A 23916-nucleotide genomic window follows, 5' to 3' on the forward strand; every position below is an offset into this window, starting at 1 on the left:
GGGGCTATGAAACGCTGTTCGATAGAATTTTCTAATTTTGTCCGCTTGCCCGAAACAGCCGCCTCCACCACCAAGCGGTTTGTGCGTGGGCGCCTCGCACACGCCCTCATTCATCTCGGTTCCAGCCCTTGCTTTCAGCTGTCTTTGCGACGAGGGATGCATAGTCTTTACTGATCTCGTCGAGCTTTTTCACCAATTCACCGTCTGGTCCGCCGAGCAGACTTTGATAGTCCTCGCCTCTCTTTGACTTCTCCCAATCATTCCCAATAAAGCGTGCGGTTGCCTTGCCAGAAGAAGACACCTCCGGTGCGGGATCACCGAAGGATGCGGCAGCGCGTCTCAGGCCGTCTTGGAAGGTTGCGTCATCAAGGCCGCTGTAAGGCTTTCCTTCGGAATTCGTCACATTGAGGAAGATCTGTTCGTCTCCGAACACGGTGTATCCGCCGCCCAGGCCCTTTTCCGTTGCGTCTGCTGCCTCGAAGAATTTCTGCGCGACGGTGGCATTAAGGCCGTCTTGGTGAAACCGCACGACAACAAAGCCGGTCTTGCCCGTCGCGTCGTCGAGGCGAGAGGCAAGGACGCTATATTGGCGGAAGACGTAGCCCAGGGAGCCGGCAAGCCGATCAGCCGCGGTGTCGTCAAGATCCCCCTCGGTCTGAAGTGACGCATTGGTTTTGAGGAGATACCCGCCGGGCGTCACCTCTGTCTCCAAGGTCGCAGGGTCGATGCCATTGGCTGTTATGATCTTCGGCACGATCTCTTTTAGCACTTCGGCTGAAAATGCCGCTCGATCATCATAACTGGCCTGGGAAAGCCGCGGCAGATGGAAACCTGCGGAGGGTGTCGCCTCGTAGGACAGCAGCACCTTTTGATCTGCAAGCGCCGTAGTTTGGAATGCGAAAGGGATGATGGCAGCCAGAACAACTGCTCTCAATGTGGTTCGCAATGCGAGGGCTCTTTGGGCGAGAAATCTGCTTTGCATGCAGTATGGTCCTGGTTGAACGTTGCAACGTTTTGTTGGAGATAATGTTGAAGATCACCTGTCGAGGGCTGACAGCGCTGTGCCTGCCATGGTTTGAGGCGCTGGAAGCTGTTTCAATGGCGGTGCCGATAGCGGCGCGAAGAGATTTCGATAGTGAGTTCGGCGCATTTCGATTGGAGTTCCTTGTCCGTGCCGTCTTCGAAATGGTCGTCGAGGAGCAGGGAGCGATACTCTCGAGCGAGCAACTTCGTTTCAAGATCGTCGCGCAGTGCGGAAAGCCGGAAGAATTGGCGTAGCCTGCCCATGGTGTCTCTCCGATTAGGCGGCGCGATGAACGCCGGCGTTTGATGCCGACATCAGTTTGTGGATTGCCCGCAGCACGTCCGACGGCGAGGCAAAGTGCTGGCCGTCGAGGTCATGAACATGAAACTTCACGGCGATGAACTTCAGCAGGTCCTTGTCTGGAACGACGATACCGACCGGAACGCCGGCGTATTCGATCACCTGTTTGGCCATTGCGATCATCCGATAAAATCGGCCCTCTTGCGAAGTGCACTCGGCGGAGGCACGTTATAGTCTATCAATTTTATAGACTATATAAGAAGGAAATACGGGAGACCATTCCCATCGATGCCAACTTCTCCCTGTAATTTGAGAAAATATTTCTAATTTGAGAGGGTGGCGGCTTTCGGGCATGGGTGCAAGTGGCACCCAGGCCTTGATTTCCGACGGCATCAGCATCAGCAAACAAATTATTCTTTTTCAACGCAAAAGAAATTCTGCCTTCCGGCACTTGGCGGAAAGCGTCCCCGGGCTCCCTATGTCGGCGAGCACACTTCCGAAGCAGTCCGCTCCACCATTTTCGACGCCCCGGTCACCCAGGGGGAGTGATACGGAACGAAAAGCCCCTTTCGTGCGAACTAGCAGTTCGAATTTGGCACGCGTGTTGCCCGAGCCGCGGCGGTGAATATGCATGGCGACGCGCGACCACTTCTAGATCGGCGTGGCGAATATCAGCATGTGACACGGTAAGAGTGTCAGCGTTCTCCTTAAGATTACGCCCTGCGTTTTGGCGATGACGCGACAGACTGTTTTTTCGCGATTCCCATGACCCACATATGAAATTCTCTTCCATAGGGCTTTTCAAACGCGGAACGATCCCAAGCAAGGTAGTAGCTCTCTGGAAGCGGAAGGCGGATGTCGAAAGGAACGACAAGAGTACCAGCTCGCAACTCGTCCTCGATCATCGAAACCTGAGCCAGAACGAAGCCGTGGCCGTTGACAGCAGCATCGATTGCGTTGCTCGACAGCGCGAAAAAAAGGCTTGAAAGCTTTTCGTTCACAGTTGCACCAACGAGTTGCGCCCACTCGCTCCATTGCGGAGGGCGGCTGTAATGCGATTCCCACTCGATATTGAGCAACGGGAATTTAAGAAGGTCGGCGGCCGTCGATAACGTTCGCCCCCCAAGCAGACGCGGCGAGCACGCGGGGACCACCCAATCTGTGTAAAGGGGCGCGAAATGGGCGTGCACCTCTACGCGCTTTCCGTAGGTTATGCGAAAATCACTCTGGCCATCCAACAGACTCGGTTCGTCATCCTTGCCGATGATGCGGACATTGGCTTCAGGGTAGAGGGCCTGCCACTCGAAGATCTTGCGGCCTATCCATTTGTTCACGACCGAGCTGAGCGCCGTCAGCACGATCCCAGTCTGGCTTCGCGCCCGTTCGAGAACATCGACGGAATGATTGAGCTGGCTGAACCCTTTGGCGACTTCTTTGTGAAGGAGAACACCCCAAGACGTGAGCTCCACACGGCGTCCGATGCGTTCGAGAAGCGTAACGCCGAGATGATCCTCAAGTTTGCGGACTTGTTGGCTGATAGCACTGGGTGTCACGCCGAGTTCTTTGGCAGCCGTGCTCATCGTGCCGCACCTTCCTACGGCTTCGAAAGCTTGTAGGGCATGGAGTGGTGGCATCCCCATAGCGTTTCTCCAATTTACGCGATTGTTAAGATTTTCTAAACTAGAACGCAACCGATATCCGCTTGTCCCGCAGCGCAACAAGGAAAATACTGTCCCTATCAAAGCTAAAAACGGGGAAGAAAGTGATGTTTCTCAGAAATGCTTGGTACGTCGCTACGTGGGATCATGAAATTGGGCGCGACCTGACACCCGTAACGATGCTCGGCGAAAACATCGTCCTTTACCGTCTGCAGAATGGTAAGCTCGCAGCACTTGAAGATGCCTGTCCCCATCGCAAGCTTCCCTTGTCGATGGGAAGGATCAAGGGCGATGACGTCGAATGCGGCTATCATGGTCTGACCTTCGACTGTTCCGGCGCCTGCACCCGCGTGCCCGGTGCAGAGCGTATTCCCCATGTCGCCTGTGTCCGGTCATACCCCGTTGAGGAACGTTACGGGCTTGTCTGGGTCTGGATGGGCGATGTCGCAAGAGCTGATCCCGCCGAGATCTTCGAAGTCGAGCATTTCGGTAACCCGTCCTGGGGCATCAACCGGGGCGAGTCGATGACAATCAACTGCAATTACCTCTACATGACGGACAATCTGCTGGATCCGTCTCACGTCGCATGGGTGCATCAGAGCTCGTTCGCCAGTTCGGCTTGCGAAGAAACGCCCTTGGAAACGACGGTGAAGAGTGACGGCGTCGTCGTCTGGCGTTGGATGCTTGATTCGGACCCTGCGCCCTTTTACGCCCCCTTCCTGCAGTTCGAAGGGAAATGCGATCGCAAGCAGCATTACGAGGTTCGCTATCCCAGCAATGCCATCATCAAGGCGATCTTTGCGCCGTCCGGGTCCGGTGGCGAGGGCCGTAAACTGCCGGACAATACGTTCCTGATGGACAGCTACAACTTCATGACTCCGGTCGATGAGAACCGCACGAAGTATTACTGGTTCCAGATGCGCAATTTCGCGCCTGACGACCCGGATGTCTCGGCGCGTTTTGCAACATCCGTACGTGGTGCCTTCGAAGAGGATCGCGTCGTGCTGGAAGCGGTTCATCACGGTATCGCGAACAAGCAGACTCCAAACCTCGACCTGAAGATCGACGTGGGACCACTGCGCTTTAGACGGAAGCTGTCACAGATGATCGAAGGCGAAACTGTGGCTGTGGCCGCTGCTGCGGAATAAGCGCCTTCGCTGGAGTGTCTTTACGATCCGATCTTCGCGCGCGTCATAAAACAAAGCGGAGACGACAAAAAATAACAATCGGGAACATAGCTGGTGATCGGCAAAAGCCGACACCAGCGACAAATCGGGAGTATCCTTGATGCGCCACATCAGGCAGCCTGAGCTCTATTCTGTGGATTACAATGTGCTGCGGCAGCGTTTTCTCTCCGCAGCGCGCCGGTCGAATGCTGCCCTGTTCGAATACAAGCACCCGTTGCATGGGCCAGATGGCGAAAATCTGTTCACCGATGTCGCCTATCTTGGTGAACGCAACGCCTCGAAAAAACTCGTCATCCTGTCTGGAACTCACGGAGTGGAAGGGCAATTCGGATCGGCATGTCAGGCTGAATGGCTTTCCGCAAACAATCCGTTGCAGCTTCCTGCCGATACAGCGCTGGTGATCGTTCACCTGATCAACCCCTGGGGAACGGCATGGAGCCGACGGGTCAACGAAGACAATGTCGATCTCAATCGCAACTTCATCGACTGGGAGGTCGCGACCCCCCGCAACGACAAATATGCTGAACTGCATGAGGCTTTGGTTTGCGCCGAATGGGATGGCCCCAATCGCGACCGTGCAGATCAAATGCTGTCGCAAGCGAGAACATCAGCAGGTGGTCATGCCCGCATTGCGACCATCGTCGAAGCAGGCCAGTACGATTGTCCCGACGGACTGTTTTATGGCGGTAGCGGCCCGGTATGGTCGAACCGCACCCTCAATGACATCTTGAGCACATTTGTCGCCGGTGCTTCGGATGTCATCGTCTTCGACCTGCACACCGGCGCCGGCCCTTATGGATATCCCGCTCTGCTCTCGGTCGCCGAAGAGGACCATGCAGGCCTGCGATGGGGCACGAGCACCTACGGGCATGCACTCAAGGTGGTGATGACCGGCAAGGGTGCGATAACCGATACCGGAATTGCAGCGACGGCGACCGGATATGTGTCGGCCGCAGTGCGAAAAGCCTTGCCGACCAGCCGCGTGCTGCCGCTTGTGATCGAGTGCGGGACGCTTGAAGGCGCGGTGGTGATGGACGCCGTGAAAGCGGACAACTGGTTGCATCTCTTCGGCAAACTCGAATCTCCACTCGGGCAGAAAATCAAGAAGACGCTGAGAGCGGCATTCATACCCCATGACCCTGAATGGCAGCAGAACTGTCTGGCGACAAGCCTCCGATACTTCGACCGCGCGTTGATGGCGCTTGCCTCTGTCGCTCGTGCCGATCCAGGTGGCGACATCGCCAAGAACGCAGTCTCCATTACCGACTGGCCCCCGGCGGTGCCGTTGAACGCCAAACGCCATGAACGGCCAGCCGTGGAGGTTCATGATCTTCACAAGAGTTTCGGCACGCACGAAGTGCTGTCGGGCGTGGGGCTGAGTGCCGATCCCGGTGAAGTCGTCTCGATGATCGGATCGTCGGGTTCCGGCAAGAGCACGTTTCTGCGCTGCATCAACCTGCTTGAACAACCCAGCAGCGGAACGATCGTCGTCGACGGCGAGGAAATACGAATGAAACCCGCGAAGGGCGGGTGGTCTCATCCCGCGGACATGCGCCAGGTCGAGCGTATCCGCGCGCGGGTGGGAATGGTGTTCCAGAACTTCAATCTCTGGCCCCACATGTCGGTGCTGGAGAACATTATCGAGGCTCCCGTCCATGTTCTTTGCGAACGTCGCCAGGATGCGGTCGAACACGCGCATCAGCTTTTGAAAAAGGTAGGGCTGTCGGAAAAGCATGCCCAGTATCCCGGCCAGCTTTCCGGAGGGCAGCAGCAACGCGCGGCAATTGCGAGAACACTCGCGATGCGGCCGAAAGTCATTCTTTGCGACGAACCGACGTCCGCTCTCGACCCGGAGCTCGTGGGCGAGGTTCTCCGCGTCATTCGTCAACTGGCGGAAGAAGGTAATACGATGATCCTCGTGACGCATGAAATGCAGTTTGCGCGCGAAGTATCCCACAAGATTCTGTTCCTGCATCAAGGGAAGGTGGAGGAAGAGAGTACACCGGCGGAGTTGTTTACCAATCCGCGATCGGAACGGCTGCGTCAGTTCCTGTCGCGGACTTTGTAACCCCAACCGCTGATCACACGTGCCGGTCGTTTCCCGGCAAATCAAACCCATTAAGTCAACCAATAGGGGAATTCACATATGAATCTGAAAGTCCTGTCACTCGCCCTGCTTCTTGCCGGCGTCAGCACGGTGCACGCCGCCGAAGGTGAATTGTCGATCGGCACCGAAGGTGCCTATCCCCCGTGGAGCATGGCAGACGCCGCTGGCAATGTGACCGGCTTCGATGCCGATGTCGGGAGCCTGCTGTGCACCAAGCTGGCCGTAAAATGCCGGTTCGTCGTGCAGGCCTTCGACGGCCTGATCCCGGCCCTGAAGGCGAAGCGCTTCGATATCATCATCTCGGGGATGTCGATCACCCAGGATCGGAAAAAGGAAATCGACTTTTCGGTCGGCTACGCTGAGCTGGCAAACATGTTTCTCGTGCCGAAAACGTCAGATCTGGCCGGCATCAAGGACATCGACGCTTTGTTGAAGGGCCTGGACGGCAAGACGATCGGCGTTCAAACCGGCACGACACACGCTCATTTCATCGAAAAGCGCGTACCATCCGCCAATCTGAAAACCTACGACACACTCGACAACATGCAGATCGATCTGGCAAGCGGCCGCGTCGAGGCAGCATTTGCAGATGCTTCTGCCCTTCAGGACTTTCTTGCCAAGCCGGAGGGCAAGGACTTCCAGTTCGTCGATGTGAAAGTCCAGAGCAAATTCGATTCCACCCTGGGTGAAGGCATCGGCGTCGGAATTGCCAAAGAGAGCACGGAGCTGAAGGCAAAGATCAACACGGCGCTGTGTGAGCTTGTCGCGGATGGTTCGATCGGAAAGTCGAGCCAGAAGTGGTTCAAGATGGATATCTCCCGTCCCTGCAACTAAGACGCCAGCCCCGCACGCTGCAAACCGTGCGGGGCTCTCATTCCCTCGTCGCCGACAAGGTGCGCACGGTCGAAAATGCTGACAACGCCTGGTGCCGACAAGGCATGGGAATTCGCAGCGGAACTCAGGGCAAATCTCATGGAGTCTAGTCTGATCCTGGTCTGGCAAGGTGGTTGGATAAGGGCCATTCTGCAAGGCGCTGCGATAACGATTTCCGTCGGCGCGATGAGCATGATTGCCGGTGCCTTGATCGGAACCCTGTGCGGTGTCATCAAGTGGGCACGGATATTCCCGTTGACTCTCTTGGTGGACGCATACACCTCTCTGGTGCGCGGAGTGCCTGAACTGCTGATTATCTATCTGCTGTTCTTTTCCTCGGTGGAGTTTGTCACGAAGGTTGCGACTGCATTCGGATATGCAGCTCTGGCGGATAGCGGATACGCCTTCATCATCGCCGTCATTGCAATCGGTACAATCTCCGGTGCCTATTCGACAGAGGTTATCAGGGGAGCATTGGCTTCCATCCCGGCGGGGCACATCGAAGCTGCGCGGGCATTGGGAATTCCCGGCCGCCGGATCTTCAGGCGCATTATCGTCCCGCAAATGCTTCGCATCGCCATTCCCGGCATGAACAACGTCTGGCAAACGACCATCAAGGATACGGCGCTGGTGTCAGTCGTCGGGTTGCAGGAGTTGATGCGGACCGCTTCCGTGGGTGCCGGCAGCACCCGAAACCCTCTGATTTTCTACCTCATCGCAGCTTTGGTGTATTTCGCGATCACCCTGATCAGCCAGGCTGGATTTGATAGGATGGAACGCTTGGTCGGACTGAAGGCAAGGAAGTAACGCGATGGACATCGAATTTTTAGCAACATCGATGCCGTTCCTGTTGAAAGGGCTGTCCACAACGGCGGCCATAACAGCCATTTCGGTCGCAATCGGCTTCAATCTCGGGCTTGGCCTTGCGCTGATGCGACTGTCCGAAAACCGGTTCCTTGCGGGCTTTGCAAAATACTACAGCATGGTCTTCCGCGGGACACCGCTGCTTGTGCAGTTGTTCCTGTTTTATTACGGGCTCGGCCAAATTGGCTTTATCAAAAGCAATGCCATAACCTGGTGGATCATCAGCGACGGCGCGCGTTGCGCGGTCATGGCCATGGCGCTCAATACCGCGGCCTACACATCCGAAATTCTGCGCGGCGGATTATTGTCCGTTCCCTCAGGTTTGAAGGAAGCGGCCAAGGCCGCCGGAATGTCACCATTTCTGCGCTTCCGCCGGATCGAATTCCCGCTCGCCATTCGCCAGGCGCTGCCTGCTTACGGCAATGAGCTTATCCTCGTCGTCAAGGGTACGAGCCTTGCTTCGACAATCACTGTTCTTGAAATCACGGGATATGCAAAGCGCCTGATGAGCCAGACCTTCGCGATTTTCGAAGTCTTTGCCCTGGCCGGTGCCATCTACCTCGTCATCAACCTCACCCTCGTCATGCTGATCCGCTTGCTAGAGGGACATCTGATGCGTCACGAGGCACGGTGAGAGCCGCCAATGTTGGCGAATTGAAACGACACAACCAGCTCCGTCTCTTTACGCTTACGCTGCGCTCCCGAAGAACGCGGCGTTTCCATGTCAGCCGATGACTTTGCCGGGATTGAGGGTGCGCGCGCCATCCATGGCTGATTTGATCTGCGTCATCAGGGCAAACTTCACTGGGTCGGCGGTCTCGCGTAAAGAGTGAATGCGTTTTGAGCCGATCCCATGTTCGGCAGAGAACGAGCCTCCCGATTGCGTGAGGTCGCGGTAAAGAACAGATTCGACGGCGGCAGCCTTGTCAGGTATCAGATCCGCGCCTGAGACGTTCAGGACAATATGAAGGTTGCCGTCAGCAATATGCCCGAAGAGATAGGGATCGAAGGCGGGATCGATTGACCGAAGTTCCGGTATGCAGCGAGCGATATATTCATCGATTTGGGAGAGGGGGACAGAGACGTCAAAAGAAGGTGCTGCCGGGTGTCGGCGATAGATGAGGTCCGTGTCCTCTCTCAAGCGCCACAACTCGGCCTCCTGCGCCCGCGACGTTGCAACAACAGCGGATATACCCGGATACGTTTCATACAGTTCCTCGTAAATCCTGCCGAGTTCCATCTGAAGCTGTTCCTCATTTCCTCCGCCGAGCGAGAGGATGAGATTGACAGGATAGTCAGGGGAATAATCGGTCGCCGACCAACGGTGCTCGCCCGCCGTTAACGCAAAAAACGAGTTCCAGATGGCTTCGGCCGCGCGCATCTGGCCGTACTGTGCGTTCAGCCCAAGCCTGGTTGCCTCAAGAGCCGCTTCCACGCATGGAAGCCCGAAAAGCGCGGTTGCGGTCGCTGCGGGAACCGGCTCCAGTTTGATGGCGACCTTCGTCACGATCCCAAGTGTACCCTCCGCCCCGATAAAAAGATGCTTTAGGTCGTATCCCGCAGCGTTCTTCACAACGCGCGTCAGATCAGAGAAGATCGAGCCATCCGGCAGCACAACTTCCAGCCCAAGAACGCGATGTCGCATGACCCCGTAGCGAAACGCCGAAATTCCACCGGCATTGGTCGAAACCATTCCGCCGATCGTGGCAGACCCACGCGACGGCAGGTCGATACCTGGTTCCAGGTGATGCTCGGATGCGGCGGCCTGCAACGCCTGAAGCGTGACGCCCGCCTCCACAACGGCAACCCGCTCGATAGGATAAATCTCGACAGTTCCGTTCAAGCGGGCTGTGGACAGGACGATCTGACCAGGCATGGAAATGCTCCCGCCGACAAGCCCGGTTCGTCCGCCTTGCGGGACAATCGATATGCCATGCGCAAAGGCGCTTTTTATAATGGCCGCAACGTCCTGCGTCGACGATGGAAACGCCACGGCGGTCGCGCCGAGATTCGCCGCTGTCACGCCATAATCCAGATTGGCGACGGCATCGCCCTGCTTCAGGTTCGACAGGCCGATGATCTGATCGATGTCATTAAGAAATGCGGCGGACAAATCCCGCGTCACGTCGGTATTCTGCTTGATCATGACGCGACTTTTGCCTCGCAGAGTTTATCCTTCAGCAGGCGTAGAGCTTTCAGAAATCGGTCGTTTTCTGCGGCGAGCCCGACGGTAACGCGGATAAAGCTGGCAAATTCGGGTTCTTTCCAGGGTTTGACGATAATGCCGTGTGACAGGAAATGATCGAAAGCCATTGCACTGTCACCACCGACATCGATGAATAGGAAGTTCGTCTGAGACTCTGGAACAAACAGCTCAAGCGAAGCGATCGCGATCGCCATACGCTTGCGCTCACTGATGACGCTCGCGACCGAAGCCCGCATCCAGTTCTCGTCTTCAAGGGCAGCAACGGCCGCCAATTGCGCGGCCGCATTGACGTTGAACGGTGTCTTTGCCGATGACATGGTCTGTGCCAGTCGTTCATCGGAGGCAACGGCATAGCCCACCCGGAGCCCAGCCAGCCCATAGGCTTTCGAAAACGTTCTCAGCACGACGTAGGAAATCGCGCTGTCAGCGAGCATCTTGAGCCCGTCAGGTGTATTCTCGTCGCAGAACTCGAAATAGGCTTCATCAAAAACAAGCAACGTTTCCCGCGGAACAGCCGCGATGAGGTGTGAGAGTTGACTTTGTTTGAGCGCCGGTCCCACCGGGTTTGAAGGGGAGGAGATGAAGAATATTGAGGGCTTTTTTTTGAGTGCGATCCTCATAGCCTCAAGATCAAATCGAAGATCTTTCGTCATTGGTACCTTGACGATTTTCGCACCGTTTGCCCTGGGCTCGATTTCGTGTAGACCGAAGCCGGGCGTCATTGCGACGACAGTGGAAAATGGGCGCAGGACCGCGCGGCAAACAGCAGCGATCATCTCTTCGGACCCGTTCCCGATGACAATTCGACTTCCGGCAACGCCGAGCTTTTTGCTTAGCGCATCGCGCAAGATCAAACAGGCAGGATCCGCATAGCGGGAGGGATCGAGATTGGCCAGCGCTACAGCCACTTTCGGAGAACAACCGTAAGGGTTCTCGTTGCTGGCAAGGGCTGCAATCTCGGTCAGACCCGTCTTGCTGCGCGCCACGGCAATGTTCATTCCGGCATTATAAGGTGGCAGTTCTGCAACGTTCGGATTGAGTCTAAGTGTTTCGGCCATCGGTTGATCTCGCTGATTTTAATTGAACGCTGGAACCTAGAACTAGAGGTCGAGTACGACTGAACTGATGGGCTTGGAGCAACAGAGGAGAATCCGCCCGGCTGGTACGGCATCCAGCGGCTCCTGCACATATTCCACGTCACCCGAAATGAGGCCCTGGACACAGCTTCCGCAGACACCTGCTCGGCAGGAGAAGGCCGGCTCAATGCCCTGGCTTTCCAGGAAGCTCAGGATCGATTCCGAGGCTGAATCCCAGCCGAACCTGGCATTCGACTTTCCAAGAACAATCTCGATGCCTGTGCTTTCTGCCTCTGGTGACACGAGAGCGGCATCCAAGCGCGGATCTGCTTCCTTCTTCGGCCGCGATGGCGAAAGCAGGGATGCAGGCCCGAAAAATTCGTAGGCAATCTTGCTCTTCTCCAGGCCGAGAGAAAGAAGCAGGTCATACATCGCCTGCATAAACGGTGGCGGTCCGCACATATAGGCTTCGTAATCGTCCAGCGGCAGGAGCGACTGCATGGTCTCTCGTGTGATAAAGCCGGTCGAGTGGAAAAGTGCCGCTTTCGCGTCTTCATCTGTCGGAAAGCGATAACAGTAGTGTACGTTGACATTGCTGCGCCGTTCAGCAAGCTCCCGCACTTCTTCGCGCAACGCGTGGGCGGCAGCCCCATCGCAGGCATGGACGAACCAGACCGGACGATCGCCTTCCTTGACCAACACCTTCAACATGGAAATGGTAGGTGTAATTCCGACGCCGCCGGACAGCAAAATGACCGGTCGCTGACTGGCTTTGTCGAGCTTGAAGGCGCCGCGGGGTCTGTCGACATTTATGACTGTACCTTCTTCCACGGTGTCATGGAGCCAGCACGAAGCAATCCCATTGGCCATGTCCGGCGTTAACGCCGCCTCCCGTTTCACGGTAATACGATATACGCCTGCCTCACTCGGTGCGGACGAAACCGTGTAATTCCGGACAAGCGGTTCTCCCTCGTTCGGATCGGGTATCTGGATCGTGAGGAACTGGCCCGCCTCGAAGGGCCGCCAATCCCCAGGATTGACGGGCGCAAGGTAAAAAGACGTGATCGTGGCACTCTCGCGGACTTTTCTCTTTACCTCGAACGGCCGAAAGCGCGTATCCAGGGTATTCACCATGATCTGCTTTTTCCTTTTAGTGCTAGGTCGGGCGATCCGTAGGTCTCGCCCTCAGGTCTTCCTGTGAGACCGATCAAAAACGGCTGGATTCGATCTTAGGAGTGCGGCCACGCTCCGAAATGCGCGACCATTTGGTCGTCACCGATTGTTGCCCCCGACTCCCGACCGCAAATTATCCCTCTGACAAGTCTCATTATTTGAGGGTTGGTTGAGAGACACAATCCCGCGCTCAATGCGTTTTTGTTTAGAAAAGCTAAACTGCGGTGATCCCTAGGGTCAGCCCATCAGGCGAGAGCGGCGAATGCGGTCATCGCGACCGCTCTTTCACTATGGCGCCGGACGAGGGAGCCATCCACCTCATCAAGCTTAGTACCATTGATCCGCTTGCTTACCTTAGCGGCACGCTCACCGCCATCGTCAATGGTCACAAGCAGAGTCGGGTAAGCGAACTGCTGCTATGGAGCTGGCCCTCTTTACAGGGCGGCGCCAGCGACCGCTGTTGATTTCAATATAGCCTCGTCGAAACGGGAAAGCTCACGCCTTTGTGTTGTAAGGACTTCGGCGATTGCTGACACAAATTGTCAGCACCAGCGCTGTCAAATCTGATTAGTGGCGCGACGTCGCCAGCCAGTTAGAAACGCGACACTTGCGCTTCGGATTAGCCGCCGATCTGAGCGACTGGTCCGGGTTGCAAGATCAGATCGGGGGCGGGTGAGGAACACCCCGTCGGCTTTAGATCCCATGAGGAGTGAACAGCGGCCGACGCTCTGGCAGAGTGAGGCTGCATCAAAACACTCGCTCAGGAGGAGAAGTTTATGGAACCTACATCCATTCATCCAACCGCCGTCCGCACTGATCTTGGCGCAATTTTTGTGTCATTGGAACTGAGCCGATCGACCTGGTTGGTCACTTCGTTGTCGCCGGGCAGCGGCGAGAAGATGTCGAAGCATGTAGTGGACGGTGGCAATGTGGCCGAGCTGCTGGATCGGTTTGAGCAGCTACAACAGAAGGCGCGGTTGCGCACCGGCAAGTCATTTCCCATTGTGACGATCCAAGAGGCAGGATTGGACGGCTTCTGGATACATCGCGTGCTGGAGGCTAACGGCATCGAGAGTTACGTTGTTGACGCCGCTTCGATCGCTACCTCCCGTCGACGTCGGCGTGCGAAGACCGACAAGATCGATGGAGAGGCACTAACGCGCGCGCTGCTCGCGTTTAAAGGCCACTTAGTTAAGTTTTAAAAAAGGGATATTGCAGCGAGAAAACGTTGGCCGCGAATGAAGGCCGTTAGAACTGCCATGGCTCAAGTCGACCCTACCAAAGTCGGGCTATCGCAAAGGTGTCAGTGGCACATCGTTTGCCCTTTACCTGTTCGAAGGCGGCAAGGATACCCTCTACCGGATCCATGGAACGACCGAGCCGCAGCAGTCGATTGGAAAAGCCATGTCGTCAGGCTGTATTCGCATGATGAACCAGGGCGTCATCGATCTCTACGGACGCGTTCCTGACGGTGCCAAGGTCGTTGTTCTTCCGGTCAATCAGGGTGCCGAAGCGTGACAGAGGAGACCCTTGATAAAACTGAAGGCTATAAAGGCCGTTCATTTACACCCATGCGCCGGGCTGCTTGCGCTGCAGGCGTGTCTCTCCTTGGAATCAGCGCGGCTGCACGGGCGAGGGATTTGACCAGCAGGGTTTCGCCAAAGCGCAGTCCTTTGCTCCGCAGTTGCGGCAGTGATTGAACCGGCTCGGGTGTCATGTCTACCGCATTCATAATGCGACTGGCCAACTTGACCGGGTGCGCCGGCAGGCTTTTCCGTTGGAGGGGCACTACTCTGTCGTTTTCGACGAACACCGGGAAATGTACGAGCGCATCAAGCGCCGAGATGAAGATGGCGCCGCGAGTGCTTTTCAGTTGCAGTTGGACAGCAATTTCCCTTCGATACAAATACTCAGGAAAAAGCGACCGGATCTCATAAGCGGAGATGCAGACGTCAGCGTCAGCGATATTCGTTGAGATCGATATCCTCGAGGCGGCGGTGCCGGATTCATTCGGCCTCACCAGCTTCGTGTCGCTTCCCGTTTCTCTCAATTAAGGATTGAATGGCACGACCAATGCCTCCGGGTATAACACTGGGGTCAAACCCAACGTCCAATCAACGGCAAGCGGCTTAGGCCGTCACAATTCTCGCTGTGTCGAACATTGTGAAATCTGCGCCAGAACGAGCGACATGAAATCAATGACTTAGTTCCATAAATATGGGTTATCCAAACTCCAACCGATGATGAGGTCTTCGGGTCGCATCCTTTCAAGGCGCTCGACTGGGGCGTACGCTTATTTAAGAGCGCTTACCTTAGCTGCTTCGTTATTTAAGCGAAGGCCCACTTGCTTAAATAGTAGCTGAAAATCATAATCAGCCCATGTCTGATTCCGAGCTAAATCAGCGGTCCGGCCGCTTTGTCGAAACAGCAGTTGCTGGCGAAACCGTGCGGGCATTCGTACCTCCGCCATTGCCGCCTATGCCTGCCATTGATGTGCTTTCACTTCTGGAGCGTCTTAGCTTGGCGGAGCGAGCTCTCGGACGGCTAGATGGTATCACGATGCTGCTCCCTCGTCAGGAGCTCTTTCTTTACATGTATGTCAGGAAGGAAGCTGTTCTTTCCTCGCAGATCGAAGGAACACAGTCAACGCTCTCCGATCTTCTGCGTTTTGAGACGGAAGCGCAGGCGGGACAACCTATCGATGATATCCGCGAAGTTTCGAACTACGTCGATGCCATGATGTATGGTTTGGAACGACTGGAATCTCTGCCAATGTCCCTACGCCTGATCCGTGAAATGCACGCGCGATTGCTGCAAAGTGGGCGCGGCGGTACCAAGAATCCCGGCGAATTCCGGCGCTCGCAGAATTGGATCGGGGGGACACGACCTGGCAATGCGCTCTTCGTGCCGCCGCCTGTCACGGAGATGGACACCTGCTTGGATGCGCTCGAAGGTTTCATGCATGAAGATCGGTCGCGGCTGCCCGCACTCATCAAGGCCGGCCTTCTGCACGTCCAGTTCGAAACGATCCATCCATTCCTGGATGGCAACGGTCGTATCGGCCGCTTGCTAGTCACGCTCTACCTTTGCATGAACGGGGTTCTGCGTAAGCCACTACTGTATCTAAGTCTTTACCTGAAGACCCATCGAACGGAATACTATCGACTGCTCCAGGAGGTCCGCGAACACGGCAGTTGGGAAGGTTGGCTCGACTTCTTCCTTACCGGCGTCGCCGACACCGCAAACCAGGCATTTGACGCCGCCACTCGGATCGTCGAGGTGTTCAAGGAAGACCGCGAGCGCATCACAACTGAAAGCGACCGAGCCGGTTCAGCGCTTCGCATCCATGATCTTTTTCAGCAAAATCCGTTCCTGACGGCAAATCAGCTTGTTCAAAAGACGGGCCTATCGGCCCCTACCGTCAATGCGGCACTCACCGATCTGGAGCGGTTCGGCATAGTTGAGGAGGTGACCGGCCGCAAGCGTGGTCGCGTTTTCAGCTATAGACGGTATCTCGCGATCCTTAGTGAAGGCACCGATCCTCTTCCCGCAGCAGTTTGAAAACCAACCAATTCACCGGTCTGCGGTTCGAGTCCCATCAAGGCGATCACCTTTCCGTCGGCAGACCTACACGTGATTTGCCTTCCGGTCAGAGTTGGATAGAAAGCGCTCGTTTGGCGACAGCGGCATCAACAAACAAATTATTCTTTTCCAACGCGAAAGAAATTCTGCCTTCCTGGCCAGACACATCCTGAGGATAACCGAACGGGCCGCGGCGACTGCATAATTCGCAGTGTTACAGCAGCCTCTGTGCGAACGCGCGCGCCGTCGTCCCGAACAATGCAGCGCAGGGGGACACGTTATCTATGCAAAAGCGACTTATCCTTACGGCCGGTATCAACAGTACCGGATATCTTGCAGACTCCTGGCGCCATGTGGGCGGTTCGCCATTCGTCTTCGCGGAGTTTGATCACTATCTGCGGACGACCAGGATTGCCCATGCCGGCATTCTTGATGCGGTGTTCTTTTCAGACCATCCGGCCCTCGGCGCAGATCCTGCGCAGCGGCCGCTGCACAGCTTTGAACCGCTTACCCTGTCGACCGCGCTTGCCGTTGTCGTGCCAGATATCGGCTTCGAGATTACGGTTTCCTCCACCTACAGCGCGCCATACGATCTGGCGCGCCGGCTGGCGACCCTCGATCACATTTCTGGCGGCCGCGTCATTTGTAATATCGTCTCATCCTTCAACCCCGCTGTTGCGGCGAATTATGGCTCTGCACCTTTGCCGCCGCGCGAGGCACGCTACAGGCAGGCACATGAATTCATGTCGGTGGTCGGTGCGTTGCTGGATAGCTGGGAGCTGCGTCGGCCAGCCGATCCACAGGCTGGGCTTTGGGATCCGGATTTTGCCCGTCCGATCGGGCACAGGGGCGAATTCTACAATGTCGCCGGGCCGCTCAACGTGCCTCGCGACCGGCAGCGGCGCGCCCTCATCGGCCAGGCGGGAGCCTCCGGGCCGGGGCTCGATTTTGCTGCCGCCTATGGCGAGATCATCTATTGCTCGCTGCTGTCGCTCTCGGCGGCTCGCGCCTTTCGTGACGAGCTCCATAAGCGGGCCATCGCGAAGGGGCGTGACGTCGACTCTTTGAGGGTCGTTCCCGGTCTGGTTCCGATCATCGGGCGCAACCGGGAAGAGGCGTTGGAGCGGCACGAGGCGGTGTCGGGAACAGGCAGCGAGGAGGGGCTGTTGCGGCGCTTCGCCAGGGATGCCGGGTTCGACTATGGCACGCTTGATCCCGATGCGCCGGTCTCGGGCGATCTGTTTACGACGACGGCCGATCAACAGCGCCCGGCAGGTTTCTCGCAGGCTCTGGCCGAACTTGCGCGCCACGAGCCTATCACGCCGAGGCAATTCGTGCGGCGCGTGGAGGGCGGTCACAGGCTCGTGGCCGGCACGGCTGATGATATCGCGGGCGACATCATCGCCTGGTGGCGTTCCGGCATCGTCGACGGTTTCAACATCCAGGCTCCGGTCCTGCCCGACGATCTCTCCGACTTCGTCGAACAGGTTGTGCCGCGACTGCAGGATGCCGGCATCTTCCCCCGACAATATGAGAGTGGAAGCCTGCGGGAGCGCTTCGGGCTGACGCAGGAAGCATCTTCATTAGATCGTTATCTCAAGGAAAGCGGCAGTGCATGAGCGGCAGATTGGACATCGTCGATATTCATACTCACCTCTGGCCGCCGGAATGGGGCCTTGATGGCGCCAGGCGCATATCCTCCGGGCTTCCCGACGATATCCTGAGGAAGATCGTCGATCCGGCCGCGCTGCTCGACGAATTCGAAGCGGCGGGTGTATCGCTTGCGGTGTTGAGCACGACGGTTGAAAGCCTGTTCGGCGTAGCAGGACCAGTCGATGCCGCGGTGATCTCCAATGTCAACGATTGGCTGGCCGGATTGGCCAAGGCCAATCCGGGGCGCCTTGCGGCATTGGCGACCGTCGATCCCTTTTCAGGCGAGATCGCAGCGCGCGAGGCAGAGCGAGCGCTTGGCGAACTCGGCCTGTCAGGCCTCGTCATCGATTCTTCCCGTGACGGCAAATTCCTGGGCGACGCCAGTGTGCGGCCGACACTTGCGGTCGCAGCCAGGTTCAAACGACCGGTCTTTGTGCATCCGGTCAACGCACCGCAGGCGGATATTCTGATCGCAGGTGCCGGCAAACTTGGCAACTCCCTTGGCCGTGGGCTGATGAACGGTGTCGCCTTCCTGTCGGTGTTGGAGAGCGGCCTGCTTGACGAGTTTCCCGACCTCGACTTCGTTTTCGCGACCCTTGGCCTCGGCGCCATCGTGCAGGCATCACGCGGCGGCCGTTACTCCAGGCAGAACCGCGCCGAAGGCCGAAGGCCGAATATCTATTTCGATACGATGGGCGACGATCCCTCGATCATCGCCATTCTCGCGGAATTCTTCGGTCCCGACAGAGTGCTTGCCGGAACCGACTGGCCGATCCTGCCATCGCTTTCGCAACAATCCCTGGGCAGGAGTTTTAAGACGGCCGGCCTCGACGCGGCAGCGCAGGCGCTTATTGCCGGCGGCAATGCGCGACGGCTTCTCGGCCGCGCCGACCGGTAGATCGACGGCTCCGCAGGTGCTCGATCATTGCGGCGATCCGGGGACAGGCTCGAAACGCTGACAAGCTTTGCTTTCAAACCGCGATAGAAAATCTGCCTTTGAGTTCGACGGCTGTGAAGGGATCATCCGGACAGCGGGGCATGGGGCTCCGTCCGCGGCCTGCCGTGTTTGTGCTTTCGGAGCAGCCTATGTCGATCAATCGTCGCCAGTTCAATCAGTTGCTACTTGCAAGCGGGGCGGGCCTCGCGATCGCCGGCATGCCTCGTTTTGCTGAAGCAGCCGCTGAAACACCGGTCAGGGGTGGTACGCTCAATTGGGCCTATTATCCCGACCCGAGCGCACTGATCGCCATCAACACGTCATCGGGCACCGGTCAGGCGATCGGACCGAAGATCAATGAGGGCCTGTTCGACTTTGACTACGACCTCAATCCGATCCCGCTGTTGGCGACGGACTGGTCGGTCAGCGACGATCAGCTGCGCTATACGTTTAAACTGCGCGAGGGCGTGAAATGGCATGACGGCGCAGACTTCACCGCTGCCGACGTGGCCTTTACGATTCTTCGGTTGAAGGAAGCCCATCCCCGCGGCCGCATCACCTATCAGAACGTGACCGCGGTCGAGACGCCCGATCCGCATACGGCGATTGTCGTCCTCTCCAAACCCGCGCCTTATCTGATCACGGCACTCAGCAGTTCGGAATCGCCGATCGTACCGAAGCATGTCTATGAAACCTTCAAGCCAGAGGAACAGCCCAAGCTTGCGCAGACGATCGGAACCGGACCGTTCATCCTCAAAGACTGGGTACCGGGCAGTCATCTGATCTTCGACCGCAATCCGGACTACTGGGACGCAGGCAAGCCCTATCTCGACCGGGTCGTCCTTCGCGTCATCCTCGATCCCTCCGCTCGCGCTGCCGCACTCGAAACCGGTGAAATCGACATCGGCGCCAACCCCGTGCCTTTGTCGGACATAGAACGCCTGAAGGCCAATCCAAACCTGGTCGTGGATACGACGACCTACGCCTATTCCGGCCCGCAGCAGCAGCTGTTCTTCAACTATGAGAACGAGATTCTCACCAAGCGCGAGGTTCGGCTGGCAATCGCCCATGCGATCGACCTGCAGAAATTGCTGGATATCGCACTCTATGGCTATGGCGCCGTATCGCCGAGCCCGGTCAGCACGGCGCTGCCGAAATGGTATGATCCGAGCATCAAGGCACGGACGCCGGATCCGAAACTCGCAGAAAAACTTCTGGATGAGGCCGGCTATCCCAGAGGCGCAAACGGCAGTCGTTTCAAGCTTCGCCTCGCCTACAACTCTTTCCTCACGCCCTCCTACGCCGACTTCATCAAGCAATCCCTCGCCGTCGTCGGTATCGAGGCGGAGATCCTCAAGTTCGATCTCGCGACCTACCTCAAGACCGTTTACACTGATCGCGCATGGGACCTTGTCATCGAATCCCTTTCGAATACCTTCGATCCGAGCCTCGGTGTGCAGCGCGCCTACTGGTCGAAGAACTTCAAGATCGGCCTCGTCTTCTCCAACGCCAGCCACTACGTTAATCCCGATGTGGACCGGCTTCTTGAAGCGGCGGCAGTCGAGCCCGACGAGGCAAAGCGACGCGACCTCTGGTATCAGTTCCAGCGCATCATTCACGAGGATGTCGTCTCCGTCGATCTGGTCGCGGCCGGTTCGCAGATCATTGCAAGCAAGAAGGTCAGAAACTTCGCGCCGGGTGCGCAGGGCATCAACAACAGCTTCGGCCAGATATGGCTCAGCCCGGAGAGCTGATGCTGGTGACCGTACGATGACGCGGGTGGAGAGACGTCGTCCACGTCTCTCCTGGCCGCCCCAATATCTTTCAGAGATCAACATCAATGCGTGATGGAGGCCCAGCGTGACCCAAAAGACAATCTCCCGGGACACATTCCGCAACTGGCTCGCCGACGGTGAGGAGCTGGCGGTGTTCGACATCAGAGACCCGGCAGTTGTCGGCTATGCATCACCTCTCTTCGCTACCAATTTGCCGGCCGAGTTTGTGGAAAGCGAGATCGGCCGCTTCGTCCCGCGCACCGTCGTGCGCACCGTTCTTGCCGACGGAGGTGATGGCGCCGCTGCCCTGCTTGCCGAAAATCTGGGGAAAGCAGGATGGGCGAATGTCTTCGCGCTCGATGGCGGCATTCCCGCCTGGACGGCGAAAGCAGAGGCTTCCCTTCCGACATTCGACACGCCAGGCGTCGATTTTTCGCTTGCAGTGCGAGACGAAAGGAACACGCCGGTCATCTCGGTTGAAGAATTGAAGCGCTTGCGCGATGCCGGTGAAGACGTCGTCGTCATCGATACGCGCACTGTTGCCGAATTCAGTCGCGATCATGTCCCCGACGCGGTCAGCGTGCCGGGTGCGGAGTTGTTATTGCGCTTCAAGGACGTCGTGCCGTCGGATAAGACCAAGGTCGTCGTCTCCTGCGCCGGGCTGCCTCGCGCAATCCTCGGGGCCCAGACGCTCATCGATGCGAAGGTCGCCAATCAGGTCGCCTACCTGCATGACGGGACGAAGGCGTGGATCGGCGCTGGCCTGGAACTCGAAACCGGCAGGAGCCGTGTCTACGGCGAGGCAAGCCCAGCGGCGCTCGATTTCGCGCGCGCGCATCTCCAGACACTGAGCGCCGATGACCGTTTTCCCGAGATCGATGTCGCCACCGCCCGCAAATGGGCGCACGATCCCGGCCGAACGACCTATCTTCTTGATGTGCGCACGCCCGAGGAGTTCGAAAAGAGCCATCTCGACGGGACGCTTTCGTCGGAGGGCGGCCAGTTGCTCGGCGTCGCCTACCGCACCATCGCCGTTCGCGGTGCACGCGTCGTCCTCATCGACGACCCGCTTGGGGTGCGGGCGCGCACCGTTGCGCATTGGCTTCAGCGCCGTGGCTTCGAAATCGCAATATTGCTGGTTGATTTCTCGGCTCAGCAGCTAAGCGCAGTTGCTTGATGTGAAATTCAGGGGAGCTTGCAAAAGCGAGGTCCCCGCAGCGGTTCGCTGGGAACCATGCGAACGGCTGAAACCGCCGCAATCCCCAGCCTTCGTCAGATCCCCGTCGCCGCCAAACGTGCAAGGGCATTCTTTGCGGCGATCGTTCTGATCATATGGTTCTGTGGCGCGTGCGAGCGGGCGGTCATGGCATCGCGATGCTGGCGTTCGAGCTGGAAGTCGCGGTTCAGACCGGGATTGCCGGCGAGGTCGAGGGCCAGGCTCGTTACGGCGACGCTATTGTCGATGACGACATGGCGAACGTTCATGCCATCCATGCCGACGGCCCTGCCGGCATCGACATCTTCGCCGAGCGATCTGAGCAGTCTGGCGCTGGTCGCGAGCCGGACTTCGATCTCGCCCAGTCCGTCCTGGATGCGGGGCACCGTCGCAATCGGCGCGCCGAGGCTTGCCGGCGTATGGCGGGCGGCAAAGGACAACACCCGGTCGCGCGCGGACAAGGCAACGCCGTGATAGACGGCGCCGATCAGCGAAAAGAAGAAGGCCGTCGCATGCTCTTCACGCCGTATCGGTTCCGATGCGGGCTGCGCCTCGATCACATCTGAAAATGGGATGACGACATCGTCAAGAATGATGTCGTCGCTGGCCGTCGCATGCATGCCGGCCGCGTTCCAGGGTTTTTCTATCTGCAGGCCGGGACTGTCGGTCGGGACGAGGAAGGACGCCAGACGTGGCTCCGGCTCATCGGTGAGCGCCAGCAGCGATACCCATCTCAAGATCGGAATACCCGTGACGTAAGTCTTGCGACCGGTGATCCGCCAAGTGTCGCCGTCGCGCCTGGCGACCGTTTCGGGAAGCGCTCCATGGGCGGGCGAGCCGATGCGAGGTTCGGCCTGAGCGGCGTTGATGAGGGCAGGCCCGAGACGATTTGCCGACAAGACCCGCTGTGCCAGATGGTTCGGCCAGTTTCCGAAGCGGCGCAGGCTGTAGTGACTGTTGTAGTGCATGGCGAGCACCAGTGCGGTCGAGGGTTCGCCACGAGCGATCTCGCTGATGACGGCCTGTGCTTCGACCAGACCGCCGCCATGGCCACCATGTTCTCTGGCCGTCACGAGGCCGAGCAGACCGGCCTCGTAGAGATGGGTGAAGTTTTCGAAGGGAAACTCCCCCGTCGCATCGAAATGGGCCGCGCGCTCGGCAAAGTCGATGGCCAGCCGCCGCGCCTTGCCGACGGGATCGATTGCTTCCTGCAACATGGTCTTACACGCCTTTCTTCTCAGGCTACGGCGCGCTTGGCGAAAGCTTCGAGATGACGGCGATCGACCCACTCGGCAACATCGAAGTCGGCAGCGAGGAAGCCGAAATCGCGCAGGAAATCCTTGTAGTGGCCGACGGCCTCGACCAGTTCGGGCTGCAGACCGAGGCCGAGGTGGCGGTGAACCTCCGCACCATTGGCGGCGAGCACCTGTTCTTCGGTCGCGCTGGCTTCGCGGGCGACGAAACGACGTGTCTCTTCCGGATGCGCTTCAGCCCAGGCGCTGGCCTTGAAGATCGATTCCAGCAGCCGGTGAACCAGATCGGGACGTTCTTCGGCAAGCAGCTCGTCCACGGTCAGCACACGAGGTGAGCCGGAATTGATGCGGATCTTCGGATCGGGATGGAAGCCGAATTCGGCGACCTGAACGGCGCCGACCAGATTGGCAACGTTAATGCCCGCCGTTCCCTTGACGTAGATCGCATCCACCTCGCCGCGAATGAGCGAAGCGATTTCCTCGCCATATGCCTGCCGGCGCGTCAACCCGAAGAGAGAAGGGCCCTCCTGGCTCGCAAGGACGGAATCGGCAAGCGCGATGTCGACGACCTCGACGTCTGCAAGCTCCAGCCCTTCAAGCGAAAGAGCGGAGATGAGACCCTTCAGCGCGGTCGCCCGCATGAAGTCGACAATGCCCTCCGGGCGGCGGGCGATGCCGAAGCGGCGGCCTTTGAGATCCCTAGTGCTCTTGATGCCGGTCTGCGGCAGCGTGATGATCGCCTGGAACTCATCCGTCCAGGTAATGCCCACCAGTCGGGTTTTGCGGCCTTCCGATCGGGCGCGGATCGGGGGCACGTTGCCGCCATGGCGGAATGACCAGTCGAGCGTGTGGTTGAAATGGCTCTGGCGGATGCTGCGATCGGGCGAGTCGATGATCGATTTCAGCGTCACGCCTTCCTTGCGGAAGTTCTCCTCGAGATAGCCGAGCTGTGCGGCAAGCCCGACGGGCGTCGGCACCGGGCAGCGGGTATACCAGATTTCCGAAATGGCATTGCTCGTCATGATCGTCCCT

21 protein-coding genes and 2 pseudogenes are annotated in these 23916 nt (G+C 57.9%); 14 read left to right on the forward strand and 9 right to left on the reverse strand.

The features are described 5' to 3' along the window. Positions 1-106: 106 nt before the first annotated feature. A complete protein-coding gene (locus ELH03_RS29905; RefSeq protein ID WP_130767409.1) occupies positions 107-823 on the reverse strand; it encodes a hypothetical protein in 717 nt (238 codons plus the stop codon). A gap of 203 nt (positions 824-1026) precedes the next feature. On the opposite strand from ELH03_RS29905, the gene ELH03_RS29910 reads away from it, so the two are divergent. Continuing rightward, complete coding sequence (locus ELH03_RS29910) at positions 1027-1278, forward strand: hypothetical protein (RefSeq protein WP_130767177.1); 252 nt, start codon at positions 1027-1029, stop codon at positions 1276-1278. Positions 1279-1300: 22 nt separating this feature from the next. Here ELH03_RS29910 and ELH03_RS29915 read toward each other — a convergent pair whose 3' ends face one another. Both ELH03_RS29915 and ELH03_RS29920 read right to left on the reverse strand, forming a co-directional pair. Continuing rightward, positions 1301-1498: a hypothetical protein gene (locus ELH03_RS29915; protein ID WP_027687160.1), complete on the reverse strand. Its 198-nt coding sequence runs from the start codon at positions 1496-1498 to the stop codon at positions 1301-1303. 539 nt (positions 1499-2037) lie between these two features. Beyond that, positions 2038-2964, reverse strand: a complete 927-nt coding sequence (locus ELH03_RS29920; protein WP_130767178.1) for a LysR family transcriptional regulator — start codon at positions 2962-2964, stop codon at positions 2038-2040. Between the two features lie 125 nt (positions 2965-3089). Here ELH03_RS29920 and ELH03_RS29925 point away from each other — a divergent pair, with 125 nt between their 5' ends. The 5 genes from ELH03_RS29925 to ELH03_RS29945 all read left to right on the forward strand — a co-directional run bounded on the left by ELH03_RS29925 (position 3090) and on the right by ELH03_RS29945 (position 8647). Beyond that, positions 3090-4130 (forward strand): aromatic ring-hydroxylating dioxygenase subunit alpha, encoded by a 1041-nt coding sequence (locus ELH03_RS29925; RefSeq protein WP_130767410.1) that lies wholly within the window; start codon positions 3090-3092, stop codon positions 4128-4130. Between the two features lie 139 nt (positions 4131-4269). After that, the gene (locus ELH03_RS38560; protein WP_130767179.1) at positions 4270-6237 is read left to right on the forward strand and encodes a DUF2817 domain-containing protein; all 1968 of its coding nucleotides are present in this window, start codon (positions 4270-4272) and stop codon (positions 6235-6237) included. 78 nt (positions 6238-6315) lie between these two features. Beyond that, complete coding sequence (locus ELH03_RS29935; RefSeq protein ID WP_130767180.1) at positions 6316-7110, forward strand: transporter substrate-binding domain-containing protein; 795 nt, start codon at positions 6316-6318, stop codon at positions 7108-7110. A 138-nt stretch (positions 7111-7248) separates the two neighbouring features. Beyond that, positions 7249-7956, forward strand: coding sequence for an ABC transporter permease (locus ELH03_RS29940; RefSeq protein ID WP_018494958.1), 708 nt, complete (start codon positions 7249-7251; stop codon positions 7954-7956). Positions 7957-7960: 4 nt separating this feature from the next. Next, positions 7961-8647 (forward strand): ABC transporter permease, encoded by a 687-nt coding sequence (locus ELH03_RS29945; protein WP_018494957.1) that lies wholly within the window; start codon positions 7961-7963, stop codon positions 8645-8647. A 90-nt stretch (positions 8648-8737) separates the two neighbouring features. Here the strand turns inward: ELH03_RS29945 and ELH03_RS29950 are convergent, their stop codons facing one another. Genes ELH03_RS29950 through ELH03_RS29960 form a run of 3 tightly spaced genes read right to left on the reverse strand, consistent with a single transcriptional unit; the run spans position 8738 to position 12429 of the window. Continuing rightward, the gene (locus ELH03_RS29950; protein WP_130767181.1) at positions 8738-10159 is read right to left on the reverse strand and encodes an FAD-binding oxidoreductase; all 1422 of its coding nucleotides are present in this window, start codon (positions 10157-10159) and stop codon (positions 8738-8740) included. Next, positions 10156-11277 (reverse strand): histidinol-phosphate transaminase, encoded by a 1122-nt coding sequence (gene hisC, locus ELH03_RS29955; RefSeq protein WP_130767182.1) that lies wholly within the window; start codon positions 11275-11277, stop codon positions 10156-10158. The genes ELH03_RS29950 and hisC overlap by 4 nt, the downstream gene beginning before the upstream one ends. A gap of 42 nt (positions 11278-11319) precedes the next feature. Continuing rightward, the gene (locus ELH03_RS29960) at positions 11320-12429 is read right to left on the reverse strand and encodes a 2Fe-2S iron-sulfur cluster-binding protein (RefSeq protein ID WP_130767183.1); all 1110 of its coding nucleotides are present in this window, start codon (positions 12427-12429) and stop codon (positions 11320-11322) included. 362 nt (positions 12430-12791) lie between these two features. On the opposite strand from ELH03_RS29960, the pseudogene ELH03_RS38190 reads away from it, so the two are divergent. From ELH03_RS38190 to ELH03_RS29975, 3 genes and pseudogenes are all read left to right on the forward strand, one after another. Beyond that, positions 12792-12932 (forward strand): annotated as a pseudogene (locus ELH03_RS38190) (transposase domain-containing protein); the annotation flags it as partial. Positions 12933-13244: 312 nt separating this feature from the next. Then, a pseudogene (locus ELH03_RS29970) lies at positions 13245-13649 on the forward strand (IS110 family transposase); the annotation flags it as partial. A 73-nt stretch (positions 13650-13722) separates the two neighbouring features. After that, positions 13723-13986 (forward strand): L,D-transpeptidase, encoded by a 264-nt coding sequence (locus ELH03_RS29975; RefSeq protein ID WP_409995870.1) that lies wholly within the window; start codon positions 13723-13725, stop codon positions 13984-13986. A 28-nt stretch (positions 13987-14014) separates the two neighbouring features. Here ELH03_RS29975 and ELH03_RS38815 read toward each other — a convergent pair whose 3' ends face one another. Further along, positions 14015-14518, reverse strand: coding sequence for a hypothetical protein (locus ELH03_RS38815; protein ID WP_245511906.1), 504 nt, complete (start codon positions 14516-14518; stop codon positions 14015-14017). Positions 14519-14847: 329 nt separating this feature from the next. On the opposite strand from ELH03_RS38815, the gene ELH03_RS29990 reads away from it, so the two are divergent. From ELH03_RS29990 to ELH03_RS30010, 5 genes are all read left to right on the forward strand, one after another. Then, positions 14848-16029, forward strand: a complete 1182-nt coding sequence (locus ELH03_RS29990) for a Fic family protein (RefSeq protein ID WP_130767184.1) — start codon at positions 14848-14850, stop codon at positions 16027-16029. A gap of 305 nt (positions 16030-16334) precedes the next feature. Further along, the gene (locus ELH03_RS29995; protein ID WP_130767185.1) at positions 16335-17669 is read left to right on the forward strand and encodes an NtaA/DmoA family FMN-dependent monooxygenase; all 1335 of its coding nucleotides are present in this window, start codon (positions 16335-16337) and stop codon (positions 17667-17669) included. After that, positions 17666-18601, forward strand: coding sequence for an amidohydrolase family protein (locus ELH03_RS30000; protein WP_130767186.1), 936 nt, complete (start codon positions 17666-17668; stop codon positions 18599-18601). Before ELH03_RS29995 ends, ELH03_RS30000 begins: the two co-directional genes overlap by 4 nt. Positions 18602-18789: 188 nt before the next feature. Then, positions 18790-20394: an ABC transporter substrate-binding protein gene (locus ELH03_RS30005; protein ID WP_130767187.1), complete on the forward strand. Its 1605-nt coding sequence runs from the start codon at positions 18790-18792 to the stop codon at positions 20392-20394. A gap of 106 nt (positions 20395-20500) precedes the next feature. Continuing rightward, complete coding sequence (locus ELH03_RS30010; protein WP_130767188.1) at positions 20501-21592, forward strand: rhodanese-like domain-containing protein; 1092 nt, start codon at positions 20501-20503, stop codon at positions 21590-21592. A 95-nt stretch (positions 21593-21687) separates the two neighbouring features. Here ELH03_RS30010 and ELH03_RS30015 read toward each other — a convergent pair whose 3' ends face one another. Next, complete coding sequence (locus ELH03_RS30015; RefSeq protein WP_130767189.1) at positions 21688-22848, reverse strand: acyl-CoA dehydrogenase family protein; 1161 nt, start codon at positions 22846-22848, stop codon at positions 21688-21690. A gap of 20 nt (positions 22849-22868) precedes the next feature. Beyond that, positions 22869-23906, reverse strand: a complete 1038-nt coding sequence (locus ELH03_RS30020; protein ID WP_130767190.1) for an ABC transporter substrate-binding protein — start codon at positions 23904-23906, stop codon at positions 22869-22871. Positions 23907-23916 lie beyond the last annotated feature (10 nt).

It is taken from the genome of Rhizobium beringeri (genome assembly GCF_004306515.1).
Classification (GTDB): domain Bacteria; phylum Pseudomonadota; class Alphaproteobacteria; order Rhizobiales; family Rhizobiaceae; genus Rhizobium; species Rhizobium beringeri.